The 23,337-nt window shown below is 71.2% G+C and carries 21 protein-coding genes; 18 read left to right on the forward strand and 3 right to left on the reverse strand.

Annotated elements, in window-relative coordinates; all coding sequences use genetic code 11:
- Window positions 1-226: 226 nt before the first annotated feature.
- Window positions 227-2,662: a glycosyl hydrolase family 28-related protein gene (locus Cba03nite_RS00490; protein WP_203740360.1), complete on the forward strand. Its 2,436-nt coding sequence runs from the start codon at window positions 227-229 to the stop codon at window positions 2,660-2,662.
- Window positions 2,663-2,725: 63 nt separating this feature from the next.
- Here the strand turns inward: Cba03nite_RS00490 and Cba03nite_RS00495 are convergent, their stop codons facing one another.
- Window positions 2,726-4,813: a putative bifunctional diguanylate cyclase/phosphodiesterase gene (locus tag Cba03nite_RS00495; RefSeq protein ID WP_203740362.1), complete on the reverse strand. Its 2,088-nt coding sequence runs from the start codon at window positions 4,811-4,813 to the stop codon at window positions 2,726-2,728.
- A gap of 120 nt (window positions 4,814-4,933) precedes the next feature.
- Here Cba03nite_RS00495 and Cba03nite_RS00500 point away from each other — a divergent pair, with 120 nt between their 5' ends.
- The 10 genes from Cba03nite_RS00500 to Cba03nite_RS00545 all read left to right on the forward strand — a co-directional run bounded on the left by Cba03nite_RS00500 (window position 4,934) and on the right by Cba03nite_RS00545 (window position 11,569).
- Entirely contained in the window at window positions 4,934-6,121 is a 1,188-nt protein-coding gene (locus Cba03nite_RS00500; protein WP_203740364.1) for a branched-chain amino acid ABC transporter substrate-binding protein, read from the forward strand.
- A 112-nt stretch (window positions 6,122-6,233) separates the two neighbouring features.
- The gene (locus Cba03nite_RS00505) at window positions 6,234-6,596 is read left to right on the forward strand and encodes a hypothetical protein (RefSeq protein WP_203740366.1); all 363 of its coding nucleotides are present in this window, start codon (window positions 6,234-6,236) and stop codon (window positions 6,594-6,596) included.
- 405 nt (window positions 6,597-7,001) lie between these two features.
- Window positions 7,002-7,379 (forward strand): hypothetical protein, encoded by a 378-nt coding sequence (locus tag Cba03nite_RS00510; RefSeq protein WP_203740368.1) that lies wholly within the window; start codon window positions 7,002-7,004, stop codon window positions 7,377-7,379.
- A gap of 7 nt (window positions 7,380-7,386) precedes the next feature.
- Entirely contained in the window at window positions 7,387-8,367 is a 981-nt protein-coding gene (locus Cba03nite_RS00515; protein WP_203740370.1) for a hypothetical protein, read from the forward strand.
- A gap of 53 nt (window positions 8,368-8,420) precedes the next feature.
- Window positions 8,421-8,846, forward strand: coding sequence for a roadblock/LC7 domain-containing protein (locus tag Cba03nite_RS00520; RefSeq protein ID WP_239125355.1), 426 nt, complete (start codon window positions 8,421-8,423; stop codon window positions 8,844-8,846).
- Window positions 8,847-8,849: 3 nt separating this feature from the next.
- A complete protein-coding gene (locus tag Cba03nite_RS00525) occupies window positions 8,850-9,221 on the forward strand; it encodes a hypothetical protein (protein WP_203740380.1) in 372 nt (123 codons plus the stop codon).
- Window positions 9,222-9,538: 317 nt separating this feature from the next.
- Window positions 9,539-9,967 carry a DUF6232 family protein gene (locus tag Cba03nite_RS00530; protein ID WP_203740382.1) on the forward strand — a complete coding sequence of 143 codons (429 nt, stop codon included), beginning with the start codon at window positions 9,539-9,541 and terminating at the stop codon, window positions 9,965-9,967.
- 120 nt (window positions 9,968-10,087) lie between these two features.
- On the forward strand, window positions 10,088-10,975 hold the full coding sequence (locus Cba03nite_RS00535; RefSeq protein WP_203740384.1) for a helix-turn-helix domain-containing protein: 888 nt from the start codon (window positions 10,088-10,090) through the stop codon (window positions 10,973-10,975).
- A 51-nt stretch (window positions 10,976-11,026) separates the two neighbouring features.
- Complete coding sequence (locus Cba03nite_RS00540) at window positions 11,027-11,227, forward strand: DUF397 domain-containing protein (protein WP_203740386.1); 201 nt, start codon at window positions 11,027-11,029, stop codon at window positions 11,225-11,227.
- 144 nt (window positions 11,228-11,371) lie between these two features.
- On the forward strand, window positions 11,372-11,569 hold the full coding sequence (locus tag Cba03nite_RS00545) for a DUF397 domain-containing protein (RefSeq protein ID WP_203740388.1): 198 nt from the start codon (window positions 11,372-11,374) through the stop codon (window positions 11,567-11,569).
- A gap of 48 nt (window positions 11,570-11,617) precedes the next feature.
- Here the strand turns inward: Cba03nite_RS00545 and Cba03nite_RS00550 are convergent, their stop codons facing one another.
- Window positions 11,618-12,541: a site-2 protease family protein gene (locus Cba03nite_RS00550; RefSeq protein WP_203740390.1), complete on the reverse strand. Its 924-nt coding sequence runs from the start codon at window positions 12,539-12,541 to the stop codon at window positions 11,618-11,620.
- A 76-nt stretch (window positions 12,542-12,617) separates the two neighbouring features.
- On the opposite strand from Cba03nite_RS00550, the gene Cba03nite_RS00555 reads away from it, so the two are divergent.
- Window positions 12,618-13,286 (forward strand): VOC family protein, encoded by a 669-nt coding sequence (locus Cba03nite_RS00555; RefSeq protein WP_203740392.1) that lies wholly within the window; start codon window positions 12,618-12,620, stop codon window positions 13,284-13,286.
- Between the two features lie 106 nt (window positions 13,287-13,392).
- Here Cba03nite_RS00555 and Cba03nite_RS00560 read toward each other — a convergent pair whose 3' ends face one another.
- The gene (locus Cba03nite_RS00560; protein WP_203740394.1) at window positions 13,393-13,956 is read right to left on the reverse strand and encodes a TetR/AcrR family transcriptional regulator; all 564 of its coding nucleotides are present in this window, start codon (window positions 13,954-13,956) and stop codon (window positions 13,393-13,395) included.
- A gap of 55 nt (window positions 13,957-14,011) precedes the next feature.
- Here Cba03nite_RS00560 and Cba03nite_RS00565 point away from each other — a divergent pair, with 55 nt between their 5' ends.
- The 6 genes from Cba03nite_RS00565 (at window position 14,012) to Cba03nite_RS00590 (ending at window position 23,319) form a co-directional block, all read left to right on the forward strand.
- Entirely contained in the window at window positions 14,012-15,076 is a 1,065-nt protein-coding gene (locus Cba03nite_RS00565; RefSeq protein ID WP_203740396.1) for an FAD-dependent monooxygenase, read from the forward strand.
- 313 nt (window positions 15,077-15,389) lie between these two features.
- On the forward strand, window positions 15,390-16,400 hold the full coding sequence (locus Cba03nite_RS00570) for a LacI family DNA-binding transcriptional regulator (protein ID WP_239125356.1): 1,011 nt from the start codon (window positions 15,390-15,392) through the stop codon (window positions 16,398-16,400).
- 456 nt (window positions 16,401-16,856) lie between these two features.
- Window positions 16,857-18,215 carry an ABC transporter substrate-binding protein gene (locus Cba03nite_RS00575; RefSeq protein WP_203740398.1) on the forward strand — a complete coding sequence of 453 codons (1,359 nt, stop codon included), beginning with the start codon at window positions 16,857-16,859 and terminating at the stop codon, window positions 18,213-18,215.
- A gap of 95 nt (window positions 18,216-18,310) precedes the next feature.
- The gene (locus Cba03nite_RS00580) at window positions 18,311-19,276 is read left to right on the forward strand and encodes a carbohydrate ABC transporter permease (protein WP_203740400.1); all 966 of its coding nucleotides are present in this window, start codon (window positions 18,311-18,313) and stop codon (window positions 19,274-19,276) included.
- A gap of 20 nt (window positions 19,277-19,296) precedes the next feature.
- A complete protein-coding gene (locus Cba03nite_RS00585) occupies window positions 19,297-20,175 on the forward strand; it encodes a carbohydrate ABC transporter permease (RefSeq protein ID WP_239125357.1) in 879 nt (292 codons plus the stop codon).
- A gap of 189 nt (window positions 20,176-20,364) precedes the next feature.
- On the forward strand, window positions 20,365-23,319 hold the full coding sequence (locus Cba03nite_RS00590) for a CBM35 domain-containing protein (RefSeq protein ID WP_203740402.1): 2,955 nt from the start codon (window positions 20,365-20,367) through the stop codon (window positions 23,317-23,319).
- Window positions 23,320-23,337 lie beyond the last annotated feature (18 nt).

A 23,337-nucleotide genomic window follows, 5' to 3' on the forward strand; every position in this document is an offset into this window, starting at 1 on the left:
GCTCCTGTAAGGGGCCATAACCTGGGCGCCCTGCCGCCTCATGGCGGTGGCGGAGGGTTGTCGAATTTTTGCGTTGACCTCTGGACGTGGCGGCGATGGCGGTCTTAATCTGCTCGCGTCCCGTTCAGCTACGCGGTCGCGACGTGTTCGAACGGCGGCTCCACCACACCCCCGATCCGATGAGGCGCGCCCCGCGGCGCGCGATTCGTCCTGATAGGAGCCTTTGATGAAGCTCCGCTCCACCGTGCTGGCCGCGGTCGCCGCGACCGGCCTGCTCGCGGCGTCGAGCCCGGCGCACGCGGCGGCCCCCGCCCTCCCCACCCTGCCCGGCACCGCGCTGCCGTTGCCCGCCCTGCCCGGCGGCCCCGGCGCGCGGGTCCCGTTCACCGAGTACGAGGCCGAGTCGGCGCGCACAAACGGCGCCGTGCTCGCGGCCACCCGGGCGTTCACGAAGCTCGCCGCAGAGGCGTCCGGCCGCCGCGCGGTCGCCCTAGACGCGGGCGAGTACGTCGAGTTCACCCTGGCCAAGGCGGCCAACGCGGTGGACGTGCGCTACTCGGTGCCGGACGGCAGCACCGCCTCGCTCACCGTCAGCGCGAACGGCAAGGCCGCCGGCTCGCTGGCGCTGTCCTCGGCGTACGCCCATGTTTACGGCAACTACCCGTACACCAACGAGCCCGCCGACCGCGGGCAGCACCACTACTTCGACGACGCGCGCACGCTGCTCGGCCGGACGCTGGCCGCAGGCACCCGGGTGCGGCTGCGGGCGAGCGCCCCCGCCGTGCTCGACCTGGCCGACTTCGAGCTGGTCGCCGCCGCTGCGGCCAGGCCGGACGGGTTCCTGGACGCGCTCGCCTTCGGCGCCGACCCGACCGGGGCCGCCGACTCCGGCCAGGCCCTGCAGGACGCGATCGACGCGGCCCGCGACCAGCAGCGCGGCCTGTGGATCCCGCCCGGCGAGTACGCGGTGACCCGCAAGCTCCAGGTGGACCGGGTGACCGTGCAGGGCGCGGGCCCGTGGCACACCGTGCTGCGCGGCGCGGGCGTCGGCGTGTTCGGCAACGCCGCGCCGAGCCCGAGCACCGGCGTGCACCTGTCCGGCTTCGCCGTCTTCGGCGGCACGGCCGGGCGCGACGACGCCACGATCGACAGCGGCTTCGGCGGCTCGCTCAGCGACTCCAGCATCAGGAACGTGTGGGTCGAGCACGTCAAGGTCGGCATGTGGTTCGACGGCCCGTCGGAGAACCTCGTCATCGACGGCGGCCGGATCAAGAACGTGTGGGCCGACGGCCTGAACCTGCACAACGGCGTCAGCCGGTCCACGGTCGGCAACCTGTTCGTGCGCAACACCGGCGACGACGGCATGGCCATGTGGTCGGCCAGCAACGCCGACACCGGCAACACGTTCGCGCACAACACCGTCGCGCTGCCCATGCTCGCCAACGGCTTCGCGGTGTACGGCGGCCGGGACAACACGGTGCGCGACAACATCGCCGCCGACACCGTCACCCAGGGCGGCGGCGTGCACGTCGGCAACCGCTTCGGGGCGAGCCCGCTCGCCGGGACCACCACCATCGCCCGCAACCTGCTGGTACGCACCGGCAGCCTGGTGCCCAACGAGCCGACCCAGATCGGCGCGCTGTGGTTCTGGGCGGCCGACGGGCCGATGACCGGCGCGGTCAAGGTCCAGGACGTGTCGCTGGTGGACAGCTCGTACTCGGGCCTGCACTTCTTCGGCAAGAGCATCACCAACGTGTCGGTGGAGCGGGTGACCGTGGCCGGGGCGGGCACGGTCGCGCTGCAGCTGCAGGCGCCGGGCGCGGCGACGTTCGCCGGGGTGGTCGCCTTCGGGCTGGGTGGCACCGGTGTGCACGACTGCGGCAGCGGCTTCACGGTGACCCGCGGCGCGGGCAACCTCGGCTGGTCCGGCAGCCGGTGCGGGTTCGCGCCCGCCGGTCAGCTGGAGATCGCGCAGGCCACCGGCGTGGACTACGGCTTCCAGCCGCTGGGCACGGACGCGGTCCGGCCGATCGCGATCACCAACCCGGGGCCGGAGCCGATCACGGTCGAGGCCGTGGTGCCGCCGCGCGGATACACGGTCGGCGGGATGTGCCCGGTGATCGAAGTAGGGGCCACCTGCACGCTGTCCGTGCGCTTCGCGCCCACGGCGTCCGGCAACTACGCCGGGCTGCTCACGATCCACAGCAGCTCGCCCGCCGGGCCGTACGTGGTGGGCCTGCGCGGCATCGGGTTCGACCCGGACGGCAACCTGGCGCTGGGGCGCGACATCACGTCCAGCTCCCAGGCCGGGTGGTGGATCGCCCCGCCGAACCTGGTCGACGGCGACCCGGCGACGTACTTCGAGAGCCAGAACGGGGCGTTCCCGCAGACCGTCACCCTGGACCTCGGCCACCAGGTCGAGGTCCGCCGGATCGTGCTGAAACTGCCCGCCAACTGGGGCGGCCGCTGGCAGACGATCGCCGTCGACGCCGACGGGGCCGCGCTGGTGCCCGCCGCGGAGCACCTGTTCGCCCCGGAGACCGGCAACGTCGTCACCATCGCCTTCCCCGCGGTCACGGCGCGGGAGCTGACGCTGACGTTCACGTCGAACACCGGCTGGCCCGCCGCGCAGATCTCCGAGTTCGAGGTGTACGCGCACTGACCACGGCGGAAGCTCCCCTGCATGCTGCTGGACCGGCATGCAGGGGAGCTTCGGTCGCAGGCGTCAGGGGTTCAGCGCACCGGCTCGGGCGGCCGACAGGGGATCGCGGCGGGCGGGGCGCTTGAGCGTGGCGCGTGCCGTGTCCTGAGCCTTGCGGATCTCCGCCATCAGCACGTCCGGGGGCACCGGGCGGGCCAGGGCGAAGCCCTGCACCTGGTCACAGCCCAGCTCGTCCAGCATCGCCAGCGCGGTGAGGTCCTCCACGCCCTCGGCGGTCACGAACAGGCCGAGGTTGTGCGCCAGCTCGATGGCGCTGCGCACCAGGATGGCGTCGCCGGGGTCGGTGGCCAGGTCGTGCACGAACGTCTTGTCGATCTTCAGCTCGTCCGCGGAGAGCAGCTTGAGCTGGTTCAGTGAGCTGAACCCGGTGCCGAAGTCGTCGATCGAGACCTGTACGCCGTCCCGGCGTACCCGGCGCAGCACGTCCTGGGCCCGCACCGGGTCGGTGGTCATGCCGCTCTCGGTGATCTCCAAGCGCAGCAGCGTGGCGGGCAGGCCGTGCTCGGCCAGCGCCGAGCGCACCTGCCCCACGAACGCGTCGTCGAGCAGGCAGTTCGGCGACACGTTGACCGAGACCGTCAGCGGGTGCCCCTGCGCGCACCACTTCGCGGCCTGCTTCACCGCGATGCCCATCAGGTGGTAGGTGAGCGGGATCTCCAGGCCGCCGGTCTCCGCCACGTAGAGGAACGCGTCCGGCGACAGCAGCCCGAGCTGGGGGTGCTGCCAGCGCACCAGCGCCTCGGCCGCGCTGACCGTGGCGTCGGACAGCCGGACCTGCGGCTGGTAGTAGAGCACCAGCTCGCCCTCGGGATCGCCCTCGGTGAGCAGGGCGCGCAGGTCGCCGAAGAGAGCCATCCGGCTCGGCTGGTCGGTGTCGACGTCGGGGTCGTAGACGGCCACCCCCTTGCCGCTGGTCTTGGCCCGGTACATCGCCGCGTCGGCGTGGCGCAGCATGTCCTCGGGGCAGGTGCCGGCGTGGGCCAGGGCCATGCCGACGCTGCCGCTCACCGCGGCCGAACCGGCGGGCAGCAGGTAGTTGCGGCGCAGCGCGCCGGTGGCCCGCTCGGCGATCTCGACGGCCGCCTCGACCGAGCCGACCCGGGGCAGCAGCACGGCGAACTCGTCGCCGCCCAGGCGGGCGACGGTGTCCCCGTCCCGGACCACCTTGCGCAGCCGGTGCCCGGTCTCCACCAGCACGTCGTCGCCGGCCTGGTGGCCGAGCGTGTCGTTGACGGCCTTGAAGCCGTTCATGTCGATCAGCATGACCGCGAGCTGGTCACCCGGCGCGGCACCGCCCGGGTCGAGGGCGTCCTCCAGCTGCCGCTGGAACAGCAGCCGGTTGGCCAGCCCGGTGAGCGGGTCGTGCAGCGCCTGGTGCTGGCTGACCTCGGCGTGCTGCAGCACGCGGCGCTGGTAGCCCAGCATGACCCGCCAGATCGCGGCGACCAGGCCGAGGCCGACCGCGAAGCCGACGACGGTCGCCGCGAACATCCGGGTCTGCACCTTGCGCAGGTCGGCGACCAGCTTCTGGGCCTGCACGTGGTGGGACCGGGATACCTCGGTGACGTCGTGCTGGAGCGTGTAGTACGCCGGGGTGACCTCCAGCCGGTCCTGGGTGACCGCCTCCGGGTTGCGGTCGGTCACCATGACGATCAGCTCGTCGGCGGCCTGCCGGTACGCCGACTGCTCAGCCTGCAGCCGCAGCGCGTCGTCGTGCGCCGCGCCGGAGCTCAGCTCGACCGCCCGGCGCAGCGCCGCGTCGGCCTGCGCGGCGGACTCCAGGTAGCGGGCGCGCGCCGCCACGGACGGCTCCAGCTGGTAGTGGCGGGCCTGCATCTCCTGCACCGCCACCGCCGAGCTGGCCTCGCTGAACACCGCGTCCAGCACGAGCGCCTTGGACTGCGCCTCGGTGGCCTGGGTGGCCTGCAGGGTCCCCCAGAGGGTGAACGCGCCCAGCCCGCACAGCACGAACGCCAGGGCGGCGGTCATGCCGAGGCTGCGGCGCGGCCGCAGCACCGGATCGGCCCGGCGGGCGGACACGCCCTGCCTGCCGAGCCGCTTGACGGCCCGCCTCCACGACGGCCAGCGCATGTTTCGGGGGTCCTCCTCCGGTCGGCCTCAGCCGACCTGTCCGGTGCTGCTAGCAGTACAAGTCGGCCAGCCTATGCGGCGATTCCGACTTTCCCGAGAATTCTGATATTAATTCACGATATGGACAAGCTCCACGAGTCGGGCGCGCTGCGTCAGTTGAGGCGAGTGGTGAGCGTGGTGCTCGCCGCCGCCCTGTGCGGCGTGGCCGCCGCCTGCACCGACGGCGCAGAAAAGGACGAAACACCCCAGGTGGTACGTCTCGGTGCGCTGATCCCGCTGACCGGCGACAACGCTCCCACGGGCAAGCGCCTGCTGGAGGCGTACCAGATCGCCATCCAGGACGCGAACGAGGCCGGCGGCGTGCTCGGGCGCAAGGTGGAGCTGGTCGTCGGCGACGACGCGTGCGACCCCGGCACAGCGGTGGTCAAGGCCAACGAGATGATCGGCCGGGACATCACCGTCTCCGTCGGCGGCGGCTGCAGCGTGGCCGCGGTGCCCGTGCTGAAGGTGTTCCACACCGCCGGCATTCCGATGATCATCCCGGCGGCGAACTCGACCGACCTGCTGGTGCCCGGCTACAACAGCGTCTTCCTGCTCTCCGGCACCACCACGGTGGAGGCGGCGCACGCGGTCGACGCGATGGAGGCGCTGGGCCGCAAGCGGCTGCTGGTGATCGACGACGGCACCAGCTTCCCGGAGACCATCGCCGACGCCGCTGTGGCGGACGTGAACAAGAGCGGCGGGCCGCTGAGGCTGGCCGACCAGATCACGGTCAGCCAGGGCGCCACCAGCTACCCGCGGGTGGTGGACACGGTGCGCGAGAAGAACGCCGACCTGGTCTTCTTCACCGGGTACTACCCGGAGGCCGCCCGGATGATCCGCGACCTGCGCGACTCCGGCTTCCAGGGCACCATCATGCTGTCCGACGCGGGCACCGACCCGACCCTGTTCGACCAGCTCACGGACGCCCAGGAGAAGGGCGTGTACGGCATCACGCTGCCGCTGGCGCAGTTCGAGCCCGCGGCCTCGGACTGGGCCGCGAAGTACCGCGCCTCCTACGGCCACGAGCCCGGCCCGTTCACCATGCAGGCGTACGACGCCGTCCGGCTCAGCCTGAACGCGATCCAGCGGGCGGGCAGCCTCGACCGGGAGGCCGTGCGCAAGGCGATCGCCGAGACCAAGCCGGGCGACATCGAGCTGCTTTCCGGCCCGGCGGAGTTCAAGCCGGACGGCACCCAGCCCAATCCCACGTTCATCCTGCTGCAGATCAAGAACGGCGAGTTCTCGCTCGTCCGCGAGGTCAGCTGAGATCTCGCTCTCCTGTCCCGACTCCCGCGGTTAGCGCTCTCCCGAGCGGGTATCCGGTTCGCGAACGGGCCACGTTCTTAGGCGTGCTCGGCGCGAACGAGGAGGTCTGCTCATGGCAAGGAACAACGGAGTCGCCGCTTCGGCCAGCCAGCTCAAGGAGACGCTGGCCGAGTCGGGTCGCGCGGTCGCCGCGCAGGCCGGCGAGGTCAGGCACACCCTGGCCGAGTCCGGTCACACCCTCGCCGGCCAGGCGGGGGAGGTCAAGGACCAGGTCGCCGCGACGGCGGCGCTGGCCCGCGACAAGGCGGGCGAGGTCGTGCACGATCTCGCCGTGAAGATGCCGTCCAGCTCCCAGGAGTGGGAGGCGGCGGGCCGCGACGTGATGGCGAGCGTCCGGCGCAACCCGCAGCCGTGGATCGTCGGCGCGGCCGTCGTCACCGTCGTGTGGTGGCTGGCCCGCAAGACCAAGCGGTAGGCGTAACCGCACCTCCGGCACCGCGAGGGCCGGCCACCTCCCACCCCCGGGTGGAGGTGGCCGGCCCTCGCGGTGTGACGGTCCTTATCGGAGGCATGCCGGGTACGCAATCCCTCGGTGACGGACAGTGTGTGCGATTCGCCGAGGTCGAAGGTGCGTAACCTCCCGTGCGGCCGGGCTTCGGCGGAGGACCCACCTGGTGGGCACACCATCCAGCGCACCGTCTACATACGACTTCCATGGGTCTTTCGGGCAATTAGTTACAGACGAATAGTTTTCGCGTGAATCATCTCTTATCTCTGTCACCTGCTGTAGTCTGCACCGAGCTACCCGTTACCGCGGCGGTGATCCAGGCGCGCCGAACGGCGACGACCCGCGGGTGGCCTCACTCTCCGGGGAGCGGGTGTGCTTGATATCGACGACTGCCTTCAGCAGTTGATGGCGCTCCAGGGCGTGCACGGGGCAAGCCTCATCGACTTCCCCAGCGGATCGGTCATCGGCGCGGCCGGCCGAGGGCCCGGCAGCATCGGCGACGCGCCCGCGGACGCGGCGGACATGATCCACGCGACCATGCAGACCGCGGCCTTCGCCACCGTCGGGCAGCCCGCGCACGTCGAGGACATCGTGATCACCGCGGGCAACGGCTATCACGTGATGCGCCTGCTGCGCTCGGACATCGAGGCGCGCATGGTGCTCTACCTGTGGCTGGACCGGTCGGTGGGCAACCTGGTCGTGGCGCAGCGGCAGCTGAGCGCCGTCGCCGCGCAGATCAGCGCGAACTGATCGCCGTATGCCTACGAGCTCACGCCAGCCGATGCTGCGCGAACTGCTGGAGCCCTGGTGCGCCGCCGGCGTCACCGGCGCCCTGCGCATCCTCGACCCGCCCGGCGGGGTCGTGTACATCGTGGACGGCCGCGTCGCGTACGCCGAGTGCCCGGTCGCGTCCGGGCTGGAGCGGCTGCTGACCGCCTCCGGCCGGCTGCCCGCCGAGGCGTGGCGCGCCGCGGTCAACGCCGGCCGCGCCCAGCACCGCATCGGCCCCGAGCTGGTGGACGGCGGGCTGGTCAGCCAGCCCGAGCTGGAGGCGCTGGGCGTGATGGCGCTCTACGACGCCGCCTTCTTCCTGTTCGACCTGGTCGTGGGCACGCAGTTCGAGCACCGCGCCCGCCATCCGGTCGGCCACCTGCGCACCCTCGACCTGCGCGTGGTCTGCCAGGAGGTGGACCGGCGCAAGCGGCTGCTCGCCGACGCCTGGCCGGACGCCGCCATCGACACCGCGGCCGTGCTGCCGCAGCGCCGGCTGCGCTCGCAGTGTGTGGCGCTGACCGCGCTGCAGTGGGAGGTCGTGGCCAACGCCGACCGCCGCCGCAGCCCCGTCGACCTGGCCCGCCTGCTGGGCCGGGACACCTTCTCGGTCATGCTCGAGGTGCGCCGGATGGCGAGGTCCGGGCTGGTCGAGCCGGGTCGGCCCGGTGGCTCCGCGGCCGCCGAGTCCGTCGCCACCGTGCGCGCGCGGGCCGCCGCGGGCCTGCCCACGACCCCTGAGGCGGAGCGGGTCGGCAGGCATGCCCGGCCGGCCCCGGAGCACGAGCCGCTGCCCGAACCCGAGCCGGAGCAGGTGGACACGAGCCTGCCGCCGCCCGTGCTCCCGCATCGCGCCGTACGGCACCAGCCCTCGGCCGAGTTCCTGGTGCCTGCCGGGATGCCGGCAGAACCCCGGGTGTCCGAACAGATCCTCGTCCGGCTCCTCGCCGGGCTGGGGGCGCTGTGATGCGTCACCTGCTGAGAAACGTCCTACGCGGTAGGAGGAGAGGAGTCACCCCTTTGACACCTGACAGTCCGGTGCTCGCTGAGATACGCGATCTGCGCCTGCGCCTGCCACACGTGCTGGGCGTGGTCGTGGCCAGCGTGGACGGCCTGCTCATAGCGCAGGACACGCACGGTGTGGAGCCGGAGGTGTTCGCCGCGATGTCGGCGGCCCAGCTCGGTCTGGGGCAGCAGACCGTGGCGGCGGTGCGGGCCGGCGAGTTCCGCGAGTCGGTCACCACGGCCACCAACGGCTACGTGGCGACCTTCGCCGCAGGGGCATCGGCACTGCTCACCGTCATCGCGGGGCGGGAGCTCAACGTCGCCCGCCTGCACCACGAGGCCCGCCCGGCCGCCGCCCGCATCGGCGAGCTGGTCCGGCAGGCCGAACAACGCCGAATCACCGAACAGTACGACCCTTCATCCGGAAAGAGATCGAGGTAGGCCATGGCTGACATGGAGAGCTCGCTGCAGGAAGCGATGCAGATCGAGGGCGCGACCGGCGTCGCGCTGGTGGACTACACCAGCGGTATGGCGCTGGGCACGCTCGGCAACAGCAAGGACTTCGACCTGACCATCGCCGCGGCGGGCAACACCGACGTGGTGCGGGCGAAGCTGCGCACGCTGGAGATGCTCAAGCTCAAGGAGAACATCGAGGACATCCTCATCACCCTGAGCGGGCAGTACCACGTGATCCGGCCGCTCACCAGCCGTAACACCCAGGGGCTCTTCCTCTACCTGGTGCTGAGCAAGGGGCGGGCGAACCTGGCCATGGCCCGGCACAAGCTCAAGACCATCGAGGAGGGGCTCCAGATGTGACGCCGCCGCCGTCCACGCCGCCGACGGTCGGGGCCGTGCGCCGGTCCGTCGGCGGTGGACGGTCGTGATCGGACGTGATTCACTTTAATCTTCGTTAAAGTCTGCGGTATCGCAGATTGCTCTATGGCGATCAAGGTCGGTCGATCTCATACTGGGCGGTAAGGAAGCGCCGCCGCTTCCGCCGACAGGAGCGGCGCCCGGCTGGCACCGAGCGCCGCTCGAAGGCCTCATCCCGTGCAGGGAAAGGAGGACCGATCTCATGTCATCTTCGCAAAACCGCCTCCCCGCCTGCAAGGGCCGTTCGAGGGAGAGCGGAGATGCCCGTCTTTTATCGAGGTCCCTGCGCGCGCATCACCCACCGGGTGCTCGCCGTGCGCACCCCGGCGCCGCGCCGGTTCGCGCTGTGCGGGCTGAGCGCGGTGCACATCGTCGAGCTGGCGCCTGAGCGCGACGGCTCCGGCGCCACCGCCCGGCTGTACGCCACCGGCACCGCCGGCGCCGCGGTCGTGGCGGCCTGGCCGGTGCTCGGCTCGACCCCGCTGGCCGTGGCGGCGACCCTTGCCGCCGCCGCGCTCGCCGGGGTCGGCGGCTGCTGGCGCACCCGAGGTCACTCCTACGAGTTGCACGGGGTCTACCAGGGCTCGCTGCAGGTGCTCTTCCGGAGCACCGACCGGCGCACCTTCTCGCAGGTGGTGCGGGCTCTGGTCCGCGCCATGGAGTACGCCGACGACCACCTGACGAATTGACATCGTTTTGTGTCGCGAGGCGGTCCCGGGGGATGCCGCGGAGGTGTAACGTCGTTGCGTTACGTCGCTCAGCGGCATCTCGATCTGCGGTACGGCTGATTGAACGTCGGGAGGACCACCATGAGTTCGGGTGACTCGCCCGCGGTGGCCCGGCGGCGTCTCCGGCTCGCGCTGCGGCGCTCGCGGGAGGCGCACGAGCTCACCCAGGGGCAGGTCGCCGAGGCTCTGGACTGGTCGCTGTCGAAGGTGCAGCGCATCGAGAGCGGCGAGGTCACCGTGTCCAGCACCGACCTGCGCGCGCTGCTGCAGACGCTCGGGGTCACCGACCGCGACACCGTCGACCAGCTCGCCCAGGACGCCCGGACCTCCCGCCGCCGTGGCTGGTGGGACCAGTCGGACTACCGCAGCCAGCTGACCAACGGGATGCTCCAGCTGCTGCAGTTCGAGAGCCAGGCGACGGCGATCCGCTGCTTCTCCTCGACGATGATCCCGGGTGTCCTGCAGACCCGGGAGCACGCCGACACCGTGTTCGAGTTCTGGAACCGGGACCTCGCCGAGATGTCGGACGAGCAGCGCGCCGTCCGGCTCGAGGTGCGGATGCGCCGGCACAGCCAGGTCTTCGACCGGCCGGATCCGCCCGAGTACCTGCTCGTGCTCGACCAGTCCGTGCTGCACCGCGAGGTGGGCGGGCCGGAGATGATGTACGAGCAGCTCAGGCAGCTGCTCGCGTACATCGCCGTCGGCAAGGTCGTGCTGCGCATCCTGCCGTTCACGAAGGGGTCCTTCGTGATGCTCGGCCCGTTCGTGATCCTGGACCTCGGCGCCGACGACGACCTCGTCCTCTACCGGGAGAGCTGGCTGAAGGACGAGGTGGTGCACGCCCCCGAGGCACTGCACCGGCATCGGTGGATGTTCGACGAGATGTGGCGCGTGTCGTACCCGGAGGAGAAGTCGGTCCTCCTGGTGGAGGCGCGCGTCGCCGCACTCAAGGCCGCCATTGATCGTTGAGCGAGGTGATAATCCGCCACTCCGGGTCCGAAGGGAATTGCTGATCAGAAGATGTCTGTTGTCGAAACGCCCACTGGCTGGGTGAAGAGCAGCTACTGCGATTCGAGCGCGTGCGTCGAGGTGGCGCTCGCCGGTCAGGAGATCGCCGTACGCGACGGAAAGGACCCGCAGGGGCCGGTCCTGCGCTTCAGCCGCCAGGAGTGGCAGACGTTCGTCGCCGGTGTGGGGGCCGGCGACTTCGCGTCCCGGTAGCCGATCACCTCGGCCACAGCTTCGGTGACCGGCACTCGTGACCACGGGTGCCGGTCACCGGCCGAAAGCGGCACGTTCCTCCGGTTCCCGCGTGTGCTGGAGCTTGTAGATTTGAGAGCCAGCCATCGATGGGAGGGCGAGCCCATGACATCGGACGACAGCGAGCGTGTGACCTGGCGGATCGGCTCCTTCTGCGACACCAGCGCCTGCGTTGAGGTGGGCTTTGGCGCCGGCGAGGTGCGGGTGCGCCGGGCACGGACGGACGGGCCGGACGTCGTCTTCAGCAAAGAGGAATGGGCGGCATTCCTGCAGTCCGCCAAGGCCGGCGAGTTCGATCTCTGACACGGGGCGGCGCGGCGACGGAGTGGTCACCGCGCCCGACCGCGAGGATCACCAGCCCCGCCAGAACTGGAACAGGTGGTAGCCGAGGCCCACCGCCTCCAGCGGGATGCCGGACACGTCGAGGAAGAAGAACGTCGCCTCGCCGAACAGGTCCCGGAACACGTCGATCCAGAGCAGTGCGAACACCAGCAGGATGCCGAACGGCTTGATCCGGTCCCCGACCATGCGTGCCGATGCGGGCAGATACGGCTCGATCGTGCCCCAGCCGTCCAGCCCCGGCACCGGCAGCAGGTTCAGGATCGCCGCCGCGACCTGCAGGTATGCCAGCAGCGACAGTGCCGCCCAGAACGCCGCCTCCGGCTCGGGCACCAGGGCCAGGTACTCCGGGCCGAACGCCGAGACCGTCGTGAGCAGGACCGCCGCCGCGATGATGTTCACCGACGGGCCGGCCAGCGAGACCATCGCGTCGCGCAGCCGGTTGCGCAGCCGGTGCGTCTCGATCAGCACCGCGCCGCCGGGCAGCGGCAGGCCGCCGATGAGCAGCACGAGCAGCGGCAGGATCAGGGTCAGCACCGGGTGGCCGTAGCGGCGCGGGTCCAGGCGCAGGTAGCCCTTGCCGGCGACGGTGTCGTCACCGCCCCGGTGCGCGGTCAGCGCGTGCGCGAACTCGTGCAGGCACAGCGTCACCAGCCAGCCGGACAGCACGAAGACGAACACGGTCAGCGTGGCGGGGCCGAGCCCGGCCCAGGTCGCCGCCGCGCTGCCCACCGTCAGCAGCACCAGCAGCACGAAGATCCAGGACACGCCGCCGCGCTCGGGCCGCACGCCCCGGGGGCGCGGTGTCCGGGACGGACGGAACACCGGCCTGCGCAGCTCGCGACGCACGTCCTTCTCGACCGCGCGCGCCCGGCGGCTCCAGTCCTCTTCGGCCGCCAGCCGGTCCAGCGGGTCGTCGTGCTCCCTGGCGTTCATGCCGGGCAAGGCTACCCGAGCCGGCCGCTCGCGGGGGTACGCCGCGAGTGTCGGGGTGTGCTGCGACGATCGGAGCATGAGCGACACGGTTCTCACCCGGCGGCAGGCGTCCGATGCGGTCACCGGGCTGGGCTGGCGGTTGGTGCTGGGCGAACTGCAAGCCGTGGTGCCCGTGGCGGCGCCCGCGCAGGGGGTCGACGTGGCGGCCCGCGCGGTCGCGGCGGCGGGGCCCGGCGACGACCACCACCTGCACCTTGACCTGCGCGCGGACCGGGTGCTGCTGACCGTGCGGCGGCCCGGCTCCCGGCCGGCGGCGGCGGAGACGGCGCTGGCCGCGCGGGTCTCGGCCGCGCTTGGCGAGGCCGGATACACCATCGACGCGGCGGCCGGGCCGGAGCGGGCCGTGCAGGCGCTGGAGATCGCGATCGACGCGCTGGACATCGCCGCGGTGCGCCCCTTCTGGCAGGCCGTGCTCGGGTATGTGCCGGAGCCCGACGGATCGCTGGCCGACCCGTACGGTCAGGGCCCGGCGGTGTGGTTCCAGCAGCTGGACGCGCCGCGCCCGCAGCGCAACCGCATCCACCTGGACGTCTCGGTGCCGCACGACGAGGCCGACCGCCGGGTCGCGGCGGCGCTGGCGGCGGGCGGTCGGATCGTCTTCGACGGCGAGATGCCGGCGTTCCGGGTGCTCGCCGACGCGGAGGGCAACGAGGCCTGCGTCACCACCTGGCAGGGCCGGGACTGACCACCCTGCCCCGCCCCGCGACAAGATCGCCGTTTCGTGTCAGAAAGTGCGGCTGGACCCGAGGTCTGGACACGAAGTCGTGATCTTTAAGTGGTGGAAGCCGTCCTCAGCCGGCGGAGAGCCCGCGCAGCGCGGTGCGGATGGACGGGGTGGGGTCGAAGGTGGGGTCGGGGCAGGCGAGCTGGATCGCGAGCAGGCCGTCGATCAGCGCGAGCATGGTGAGGTAGTCGGCCCGCGGGTCGCGTGAGCCGAGGTGGGCGAGCCACGGCTCGCCCCAGGCGGCCAGCCGCTGCCGGGCCGCGCCGATGCGTTCCTGCAGGCCGGGGTGGAACGCGGCCTCGTGGAAGATCGCGTGGCGGGCGAGCGTCAGCTGCCGGGCGGGTCCGGCCAGCTCCCGCACCATCTGTGCGACGAGCAGCGTCGCCTGCTCGGGATCGGACGGCGGGGCGCTGTGGCCGGTGGCCAGCCGCTGCCACACCTCCGTCTCCACCTCTACCAGCCGATCGAGCACCCCGCCGATCAGCGCCTCGCGGGTGCGGAAGGCGTTGGAGGTGGAGCCCTCGGGCAGTTCGGCGGCGGCGTCGACCGCGCGGTGGGTCAGCGCGCGCAGGCCGCGGGTGCCGAGCACCTCGATCGCGGCGTCGAGGAGCTGCTGTCTGCGGTCGGACATGAGAGCCATACTACAGTTGTAGTCAGTCTCACTACAGCTGTAGTACGGTCGGGTCATGGCGAAGAGAGCTGCCGTCGTGGGTGGCGGCATCGGCGGTCTGACGGCCGCCATCGGACTGCGGGCCGCGGGCTGGGACGTGACGGTGTACGAGCGGGCCGACGCGCCCCCGGCCACCGGCACCGGCCTGGGCATCTGGCCCTCGGCACTGCGCGCGCTCGACGGGCTCGGCCTCGGCGGCGAAGTGCGCACGGCCGGGCTGCCGCAGGGCAACGGCGCGATCCGCCGGCCGGACGGCAGCCGGATCGTGGCGCTGGACATGGACGCGGTGACCGCCCGCCACGGCGAGCCCGTGCACCTGGTTGCCCGGCCCGCGCTGCTCGGCGTGCTGCACGGGGCGCTGCCCGCCGGGGTGGTCCGCTTCGGCGCCCCGGTCGGCGACGCCACGGCGCTGCGGACCGAACACGACCTGGTGGTGGCCGCCGACGGCATCGGCAGCCGCATCCGCACCGCGCTGTTCGGCGACCGGCACGGGCTGCGCTACACCGGGGCGACGGTCTGGCGGGGCACCGCCGACCTGGACACGGACGCCGGCGGCGAGACCTGGGGCGTCGGCGCGCGCTTCGGCGTCACGCCGCAGGGACCGGGCCGCACCAACTGGTACGCCGTGGTGACCGCCCCCGAGCACCACCAGCCCGCCCTGCCCGCCCCGGACGAGCTGCGCCGGATCTTCGGCGGCTGGCACGACCCGATCCCGGCCGTGCTCGACCGGTACGCCACCTCGGACGTGATCCGGCACGACCTGCACCACCTCGCCCCGGCGCTGCCGTCCTACGTGCACGGCAACGTGGCGCTGCTCGGCGACGCCGCGCACGCGATGACGCCCGACCTGGGGCAGGGCGCCTGCCAGGCGGTCATCGACGGCGCGGTGCTCGCGAAGTGCCTGGCCGACGGCGACGTGCCGGCCGGGCTGCGCGAGTACGACCGGCGGCGCCGCCGTCCCACCCAGCGCATGGCGGCGACGTCGCTGCTGGTGAACCGGATGTCGCAGGCCCGCCGGTTCCTCCCACTGCGTGACCTGGTGCTGCGCACCGCGCTCTCGCTCGGCGGACCGCCCGCGTAGGGGTGACGCCCGCGTCGGGGGTGACGCCGCGTAGGCGTGACGCCTGCGTCGGGGTGAGGTCGGGGTGACCGGCCGGCCCACGGCCTTGGCTGGCGGGCCATGATCGCGGTCTCGTGTCCGAAGGTGCGCTCTGACCTCACCTTCGGACACGAGAGGGCGATCATGGTCGGCGCTGCGCGGTGGGAGCGGTATCCGTCGTTGCGGTGGGCGGTGGTGGGACCCGCGCGGAGGGGTCTGACCTGGGCTTTCCGAGTGTGCAACGGGTTGCGGGCGGTGGGTTGGTTTTTGCACTGGTTGCTGTAAGATTCCCGGGGTGACGACGAGCAGGCTTGCGGCGGTGGCGAAGTTCGCGGGAGTGTCCGAGGCGACCGTGAGCCGGGTGCTGCGCGGCAAGCCGGGGGTCTCCCAGGCGACGCGCGACGCGGTGCTCACCGCGCTGGACGTGTTCGGGTTCGCGCGGCCGGAGCCGGTGCGCAGCGAGCGGGCCCGGCTCATCGGGCTGGTCGTGCCCGATCTCAGCAACCCCATCTTCCCGGCGTTCGCCGAGGTCATCGGGGTGTCGCTGATCCAGCGCGGGCTGGTGCCGGTGCTGTGCACGCGCACCTCCGACGGGGTGTCCGAGGCGCACTACATCGAGATGCTGCTGGCGCAGCAGGTCGGCGGGATCGTCTTCGTGGGCAGCAGCTACGCCGACGCCGGCCCGGCCGCGATCAAGCAGCTCACCGAGCGCAAGCTGCCGATAGTGCTGATCAACGCGGCGGACGAGAACCTCGGCGTCGCGCGCATCTGCGTGGACGACGCGGGCGCTGCCGAGCAGGCGCTGACGCACCTGGCGGGCCTGGGGCACGAGAAGATCGGCCTGATCCTCGGCCCGGTCGGGCACGTGCCGTCGGCGCGCAAGCTGGCCGGGTTCGCCAGGTTCTGGGAGGAGCGGGGGGAGACCCGCTGGCGGCGCTGGGTCGACCACACCGTGTTCACCGTCGAGGGCGGCCGCGGCGCGGCGAACCGGCTGCTCGCGGCGGGGGTGACCGGCCTGGTCTGCGCCAGTGACGCGCTCGCGCTGGGCGCCGTGCGCGCGGTGCGCAAGCAGGGCCTGGACGTGCCTGGCGACGTGTCCGTGGTCGGCTTCGACGACTCGACCTTCATGGGCGTCACCGACCCGCCGCTGACCACGGTACGCCAGCCGGTCCGCGCCATGGCCGGCGCCGCCGTGCTCTCGCTGCTCCAGCAGCTGGAGGGCCGCCCGGCGGCGTCCGAAGAGGTCCTCTTCGACCCCGAACTCATCGTCCGCAGCACCACCGGCCCGTGCCCCGTCGCAGCCTGACCAGCCGTCCGGCATGACCGCCCGTTCCCGCGCGACCGCCCGCAGGGCGACCGCCCGGGTCGGCATCGTCGTCGCGTGCGTCGCGGCCCGCCGACCGGGCATGATCGTCCGACTTGCCTGGCACCTGGGCGTAAGCGCGTGCAAGATACGCCCGAGTGCCAGGCAACTCGGACGATCAAGGGCGGGCGGCGGCGGGGCGATCTAGCGATCGCGCTGGTCGCGCCCTTCTTGGTCGATCATATCGATGCGTCACGAACTTGCGGTGCAGTGCAAGTAGATGGCAAAGCTGCGATCACGTTTTTGCGTCATCCTCTGGACTTCCGGGCGCGAGCGCGCCTATCCTTCTGTCCACGCCACGGCGCTTAACCCCCGAGCGACGTGGCAGCAATGCGCAATTAACAACCGGCGCGCTGGTCGTGGCCGGTGCCGTGTGCATACAGAAGGGAACGGAACCCCATGAACCGACGCATGTTCGGCAGGTCCCTGGCGGTGGCGCTGGTGGCCGGCACGACGCTGCTCGGCGCCGCCTGTGCCGGCGAGGAGCCGGAGACCCCCAGCGGTCCGGTCACCATCACCGTCAACGGCATGCCGCCCGCGACCGACGCCGTGAACCGCGCCAACTTCGAGGCCGACGTCAAGGCGTTCGAGGCGAAGTACCCGAACATCAAGATCGACGCCAAAGAGGGGTTCATGGACCCCCAGCAGTTCGCCACCAAGCTGGCCGGCGGGCAGCTCGAGGACGTCTTCTACGTCTACCTGACCGACCCGGCCGCGCTGATCGCCAAGCGCCAGGTGCAGGACATCTCGGCGCAGCTGGCCGAGTTCCCGGCGGTCAAGGACATCAAGCCGGACCTGATGAAGGTCTTCACCGACTCCGCGGGCAAGGTCTACGGCGTGCCGGTGGCCAACTACTCGCTGGGCCTGGTCTACAACCGGACGCTGTTCGCCAAGGCCGGTCTCGACCCGGCCAGCCCGCCGAAGACCTGGGAAGAGGTCCGCGAGGCGGCCAAGAAGATCACGGCGCTGGGCAACGGCGTCGTCGGCTACGGCGACTACAGCAAGAACAACACCGGCGGCTGGCACTTCACCGCCGAGATCTACTCGATCGGCGGCGACGTCGCGGTCAAGGACGGCGACACCTGGAAGGCCGCCTTCAACAACGACAAGGGCAAGCAGGTCCTCCAGCAGCTCAAGGACATGCGCTGGACGGACGACACGATGGGCCAGCGCCAGCTGCTGGAGTGGGCCGACCTGCTGCAGATGATGGCCTCCGGCAAGCTCGGCATGTACGTCGGCTCGGCGGACAACTTCCCCGTCATCGTGAACCAGTACAAGGCCAAGTACGAGGACTTCGGCCTGGGCGGCATCCCCGGCGGCCAGGGCACGCTCGGCGGCGGCGACGGCTACATGTTCAAGGCCGGCCTCAGCCCGGAGAAGATCAAGGCTGGTCTGACCTGGCTGTCGTTCAAGGGCGGCGCGCTCGACCCGTCCCGCATCGCGGCCGACAACGAGAAGGCCGCCGCCAAGGGCCAGCCCGTGGGCCTGCCGCAGCCGAACATCTGGACCGGCGACTCGCTGGCCAAGTGGGAGGAGGCGACCAAGAAGTTCGCCAACATCCCGTCGGAGAACTTCGGTCCCTTCCTGGCCACCGCCACCACGATCCCGCTGAAGCTCGAGCCGCCGCTGGCCCAGCAGATCTACGCGGTGCTCGACACGGCGATGCAGAAGGTGCTGACCGACAAGAACGCCGACGTCAACGCGCTGCTCGCCGACGCGGAGAAGCAGGTCAACCAGATCCTGACCGCCGTCAAGTGAGGCGAGGAGGGGTCCCTGGCAGCTCGCGGGGTTGCCGGGGACCCCTCCGGATCAGGTAGACCGGTGGCCCGCACCAGCAGGAGAGGAAGCAGACGATGACGGTGATCGCGCCGGAGCAGGCGGCGTCGACGGCACGGGGGAGCGGTGGGCGCGACGTTGCGCCCGCGGGGCCGGGTCCGGCCCGGATGGCCAGGCTGCGCCGCAAGATCGGCGACAACCTGCAGGCGTACGCGTTCCTCGCGGCGGGCCTGCTGTGCTTCGGCCTGTTCTCCTGGTGGCCGCTGGTCAAGGGCATCGTGCTCAGCTTCCAGCAGGACAACTTCGTCACCGACCCGATCTGGGTCGGGTTCGACAACTACCGGGCGGTGCTGGACGACCCGCTGTTCGGCACGGCGTGGCTGAACACGCTGGAGTTCACCGGGCTGGCGCTGCTGTTCGGCTTCGCGGTGCCGTTCGTGATGGCGCTGGTCATCAACGAGTTCCGGCACGCCAAGGGCTTCTTCCGGTTCGCCGTCTACCTGCCGGTGATGCTGCCGCCGATCGTCAGCGTGCTGCTCTGGCAGTACTTCTACGATCCCGGCACCGGCCTGTTCAACGCGGTCCTGTCGGGCGTCGGGCTGCCCACCTCCGACTGGACGCAGTCGCCGAAGATGGCGATGATCTCGCTGGTGCTGGTCTCGACCTGGGCCAACATGGGCGGCGCGACCATCATGTACCTGGCCGGGCTGGCCGGCATCCCCGGCGAGCTGTACGAGGCCGCCGAGCTTGACGGCGCGTCGATCTGGCAGCGCGTGCGGCACGTGACGATCCCGCAGATGCGCTTCATCATGCTGGTCCTGCTGCTGCTGCAGATCGTGGCCACGATGCAGGTCTTCATCGAGCCGTACCAGCTCACCGGCACCACCAACGAGGAGACCATCACCGTGATGGTCCTCATCTACCGGTACGCGTTCACCGTCAACAACGACTTCGGCCTCGCCGCCGCGATGAGCGTGCTGCTGTTCATCGTGCTGGGCGCGTTCTCGGCCGTCTACCTGCGGCTCACCCGCAAAGCCGACTGAGGAGGATCACCATGAGTGCGATGACGCGATCCCTGGTCTCCGAGGCGGACCTGCGCCGCGGCAGCGGACGCCTGATCTACCGGCTGGTGCTCGGCGCCATGGCGGTGGCCTTCACGCTGGCCTTCCTCTTCCCGCTGTACTGGATGGTCACCGGCGCGCTGAAGTCGCCGCTGGAACTGGCACAGACGCCGCCGACGCTGTGGCCGCAGGAGTGGCACCCGGAGACCTACCTCGACGCGTGGCGGCGGCTGGAGATCGGGAAGTTCCTGGTCAACACCGCGTTCTACGCGCTGGGCGGCTGGCTGATCCAGCTGATCGTCGACGTGGCGGCGGCCTACGCGCTGTCCAAGCTGCGCCCGGTGCTGGGCAACGTGGTGCTGGGCGGCATGCTGGCCAGCCTGATGCTGCCCGCCGCGGCGCTGCTGGTGCCCGCCTACCTGACCGTGGCCGAGGTGCCGATCTTCGGGGTGAACCTGCTCAACACCCCGTGGGCGCTGTGGCTGCCCGGCGCGGCCAACGCGTTCAACATCTACGTGCTCAAGCGCTTCTTCGACCAGATCCCGAACGACCTGCTGGACTCGGCGGGCATCGACGGCGCGGGCCGGTTCCGGCTGCTGTGGCACATCGTGCTGCCGCTGTCGCGGCCGGCGCTCGCGGTGGTCTCGATCTTCGCGATCATCGGGTCCTGGAAGGACTTCCTCTGGCCGCTGCTGGTGCTGCAGGACCCCGAGGTGCAGACGATCAGCGTGGCGCTGAGCCGCCTGGCCAGCACCGGCCGGGTCACCAACAACGAGATGTTCGCGGGGCTGGCCATCGCCTCCATACCCATGGTGATCGTCTTCATGGTCTTCCAGCGCAGCATCCTCAACGGCCTCTCCGCCGGAGCCCTCAAGGGCTGACCCGAGACTTCCGGCCGCCCCGCCCGGTGGCGGTCCGGACAGAGATCCGCTCACGCATCGCCGCCCGGTCCCGCCTGCCCGGGGGCCGGTCGGTGCTGCCCGGAACACGGCCGCCGGGCCGGGTTCCTGCCACGGGGGAGGGACGTGCCCACGTCCCGAACAGACCGATGCAAGTGAAGGGAGTACGCAATGACGCTGCACCATCGCACCGCTCCACGGATCCCCGCTCGCACCCTGCTGGCCGCCGTCGCCGCGGCCGCGGTCACGCTGACCGCCGGCCTGCTCACGGCGCTGCCCGCCGCCGCCGCGACCACCACGTACCAGGCCGAGTCGGCCGCGCTGGCCGGTGGCGCGGTCGTCGCCACGGACCACACCGGCTACACCGGCTCCGGGTTCGTCGGCGGCTACACCGACGCCAACAAGGGCAACGCCGCGACCACGTTCACGGTGACCGTGTCCGGGACGGCGAGCCGCACGCTCACCCTGCGCTACGCCAACGGCACCACCCAGACCAAGACCCTGTCGCTGTACGTCAACGGCAGCAAGGTCAAGCAGATCAGCCTCAACGCCACCGCGAACTGGGACAGCTGGGGCACCCAGGTCGAGACCGTCTCCCTGCCCGGCGGCGGCAGCACCGTCGCCTACCGGTTCGACAGCGCCGACTCGGGCAACGTCAACCTGGACAGCCTGACCGTCGCCGACGTCGCGACCCCGCCCGCGGGCCAGTACGAGGCCGAGTCGGCCGCGCTGTCCGGCGGCGCGACCGTGGCCGCCGACCACCCGGGCTTCACCGGCTCCGGTTTCGTCGGCGGCTACACCGACGGCAACAAGGGCAACGCGAACACGACGTTCACGGTGAACGTCGCGAACGCGGGCAGCGCCACGGTGACCGTGCGCTACGCCAACGGCACCGGCGCGACCATGACGCTGTCGCTGTACGTCAACGGCGGCAAGCTGCGCCAGATCAGCCTGCCCGCCACGGCGAACTGGGATACCTGGGGCATGATCGCCGAGGCGGTCGCCCTCAACGCCGGGAACAACACGGTCGGGCTCAAGTTCGACAGCACCGACTCGGGCAACGTGAACCTCGACCACCTCGCCGTGTCCGGGGCCGCGTCGCCGAGCCCGACCCCGTCCACCAGCCCGACGCCGCCGCCCACGGGTGTGGCGTACGAGCTGGAGACCGGCTTCCTGTCCGGCGGCGCGTCGGCGGCGACCTCGACCGGCGGCTACACCGGCAGCGGCTACGTCACCGGCCTGACCACGTCCGGCGCGCGCGTGATCCGCACGGTCAACGCGTCGACCGCCGGGGCGACCACGGTCACCCTGCGCTACACGAACACCAACGGGGCGGCCCGCACCGTGTCGGTGTACGTCAACGGCCTCAAGACCGGCCAGCTCTCGCTGCCCGCCGGGTCGGGCTGGCTCACCGCCGCGCAGAGCCTCACCCTGCGCGCCGGGCTCAACATCATCGGCTACCAGTACGACTCCGGCGACTCCGGCAACGTGCTGCTCGACAGCGTCACCGTGGGCAGCGGCACCGCCCTGGCCACGCGCGGCGCGACGGTGCCGTACACCGTCTACGAGGCCGAGTCCGGCAGCACCAACGCCGCGGTGATCGGGCCGAACCGGGCCTACCTGTCCGAGCCGTCGGAGGCGTCCGGCCGCCGCGCCGTGAAGCTGTCCTCGACCGGGCAGTACGTGCAGGTCACGCTGACCAAGCCGGCCAACGCGTTCGTGATCCGCTACTCGATTCCGGACAACGCGGCGGGCACCGGCACCACCGCGCCGCTCGCGCTCTACGCGGGCAGCACGAAGCTCCAGGACGTCTCGCTCAGCTCCACCTACAGCTGGGTGTACGGGGCGTACCCGTACAACAACAACCCCGCCGGGGGCGAGGCGCACCGGTTCTTCGACGACGTCCGGGTCCTGCTCGGCACGACCTACCCGGCGGGCACGGTCATCAAGCTGCAGAAGGACGCGTCGTCGAGCGCGGCCTACTACACCGTCGACCTGATCGAGGCCGAGGTCGCCCCGGCGGCGCTGAGCCAGCCGGCCGACTCCCTGTCGGTGACCTCCTACGGCGCCGTCGCCAACGACAGCGGCGACGACACCAACGCCTTCAACAGCGCGATCGCCGCCGCGCAGAGCCAGAACAAGGTGCTGTGGGTGCCCGCCGGCACGTTCGTCACCAACGCGCGGATGAACATCCAGAACGTCAGCCTGCGCGGCGCCGGCATGTGGCACACCGTCATCAAGGGGACCAACGGCAAGGGCGGCTTCTTCGCCACCGGCTCGAACGTGCGGCTGGCCGACTTCACCTTCAGCGGCGACGTGCGCTACCGCGACGACAGCGCGTTCGACACCGGCATCGAGGGCAACTTCGGCACCGGCTCGCTGGTCAGCCACGTCTGGATCGAGCACACCAAGGTCGGCATGTGGCCGTCCACCGGCACCAACGGCCTCTACGTCGTGGGCACCCGGATGCGCAACATCTTCGCCGACGGCGTGAACGTCAACGGCGGCGCGACCAACGTGCGGATCGACCAGAGCGCCCTGCGCAACACCGGCGACGACGCGCTGGCCATGTGGTCCAACTCGGCTCCCGTCACCGGCAGCGCGTTCACCTTCAACACGGTGGCGCTGCCGATGCTGGCCAACGGCGCGGCGATCTACGGCGGCAACGGCAACCGGATCGAGGACAACCTGATCAGCGACTCGGTGTACGCCGGGTCGGGCATCGCGATCAGCACCTGGCACGGGGCGCTGCCGTTCAGCAACACGACCTCGGTGGCGCGCAACACGCTGACCCGCACGTCCAGCTTCGAGCGCAACTGGAACTCGGCGCTGGGCGGCCTGTGGATCTACGCCGAGGCCACCGACATCACCGCCCCGGTCCTGGTCAAGGACGTCGACATCATCGACTCCACCTACCAGGGCATCCTGCTCAGCTACCAGCGCAACATCACGAACCTCACGCTCGACCACGTCACCGTCAACGGCGCCGGGACGTACGGGATCGAGCTGAACGCCGCGGGCAGCGCGTACGTCACGTACGTCACCGTCACCGGCGCCGCGAGCGGTGGGTTGATCAACCACACCGGATACACGCTCAACCGCGGCCCCGGCAACAGCGGCTTCTGACCCGACCCAGCCCTTAGC

It is taken from the genome of Catellatospora bangladeshensis, from assembly GCF_016862575.1.
Classification (GTDB): Bacteria; Actinomycetota; Actinomycetes; order Mycobacteriales; family Micromonosporaceae; genus Catellatospora; species Catellatospora bangladeshensis.

Excerpts from the sequence above, each read along its gene's own strand:
- Cba03nite_RS00540 (WP_203740386.1), top strand. The coding sequence starts at position 11,027 with ATGTCTGTTGTCGAAACGCCCACTGGCTGGGTGAAGAGCAGCTACTGC.
- Cba03nite_RS00525 (WP_203740380.1), top strand. The coding sequence starts at position 8,850 with ATGGCTGACATGGAGAGCTCGCTGCAGGAAGCGATGCAGATCGAGGGC.
- Cba03nite_RS00505 (WP_203740366.1), top strand. The coding sequence starts at position 6,234 with ATGGCAAGGAACAACGGAGTCGCCGCTTCGGCCAGCCAGCTCAAGGAG.
- Cba03nite_RS00500 (WP_203740364.1), top strand. The coding sequence starts at position 4,934 with ATGGACAAGCTCCACGAGTCGGGCGCGCTGCGTCAGTTGAGGCGAGTG.
- Cba03nite_RS00535 (WP_203740384.1), top strand. The coding sequence starts at position 10,088 with ATGAGTTCGGGTGACTCGCCCGCGGTGGCCCGGCGGCGTCTCCGGCTC.
- Cba03nite_RS00530 (WP_203740382.1), top strand. The coding sequence starts at position 9,539 with ATGCCCGTCTTTTATCGAGGTCCCTGCGCGCGCATCACCCACCGGGTG.
- Cba03nite_RS00490 (WP_203740360.1), top strand. The coding sequence starts at position 227 with ATGAAGCTCCGCTCCACCGTGCTGGCCGCGGTCGCCGCGACCGGCCTG.
- Cba03nite_RS00585 (WP_239125357.1), top strand. The coding sequence starts at position 19,297 with ATGACGCGATCCCTGGTCTCCGAGGCGGACCTGCGCCGCGGCAGCGGA.
- Cba03nite_RS00550 (WP_203740390.1), bottom strand. The coding sequence starts at position 12,541 with ATGAACGCCAGGGAGCACGACGACCCGCTGGACCGGCTGGCGGCCGAA.
- Cba03nite_RS00545 (WP_203740388.1), top strand. The coding sequence starts at position 11,372 with ATGACATCGGACGACAGCGAGCGTGTGACCTGGCGGATCGGCTCCTTC.
- Cba03nite_RS00575 (WP_203740398.1), top strand. The coding sequence starts at position 16,857 with ATGAACCGACGCATGTTCGGCAGGTCCCTGGCGGTGGCGCTGGTGGCC.
- Cba03nite_RS00495 (WP_203740362.1), bottom strand. The coding sequence starts at position 4,813 with ATGCGCTGGCCGTCGTGGAGGCGGGCCGTCAAGCGGCTCGGCAGGCAG.
- Cba03nite_RS00590 (WP_203740402.1), top strand. The coding sequence starts at position 20,365 with ATGACGCTGCACCATCGCACCGCTCCACGGATCCCCGCTCGCACCCTG.
- Cba03nite_RS00565 (WP_203740396.1), top strand. The coding sequence starts at position 14,012 with ATGGCGAAGAGAGCTGCCGTCGTGGGTGGCGGCATCGGCGGTCTGACG.
- Cba03nite_RS00560 (WP_203740394.1), bottom strand. The coding sequence starts at position 13,956 with ATGTCCGACCGCAGACAGCAGCTCCTCGACGCCGCGATCGAGGTGCTC.
- Cba03nite_RS00580 (WP_203740400.1), top strand. The coding sequence starts at position 18,311 with ATGACGGTGATCGCGCCGGAGCAGGCGGCGTCGACGGCACGGGGGAGC.
- Cba03nite_RS00555 (WP_203740392.1), top strand. The coding sequence starts at position 12,618 with ATGAGCGACACGGTTCTCACCCGGCGGCAGGCGTCCGATGCGGTCACC.
- Cba03nite_RS00515 (WP_203740370.1), top strand. The coding sequence starts at position 7,387 with ATGCCTACGAGCTCACGCCAGCCGATGCTGCGCGAACTGCTGGAGCCC.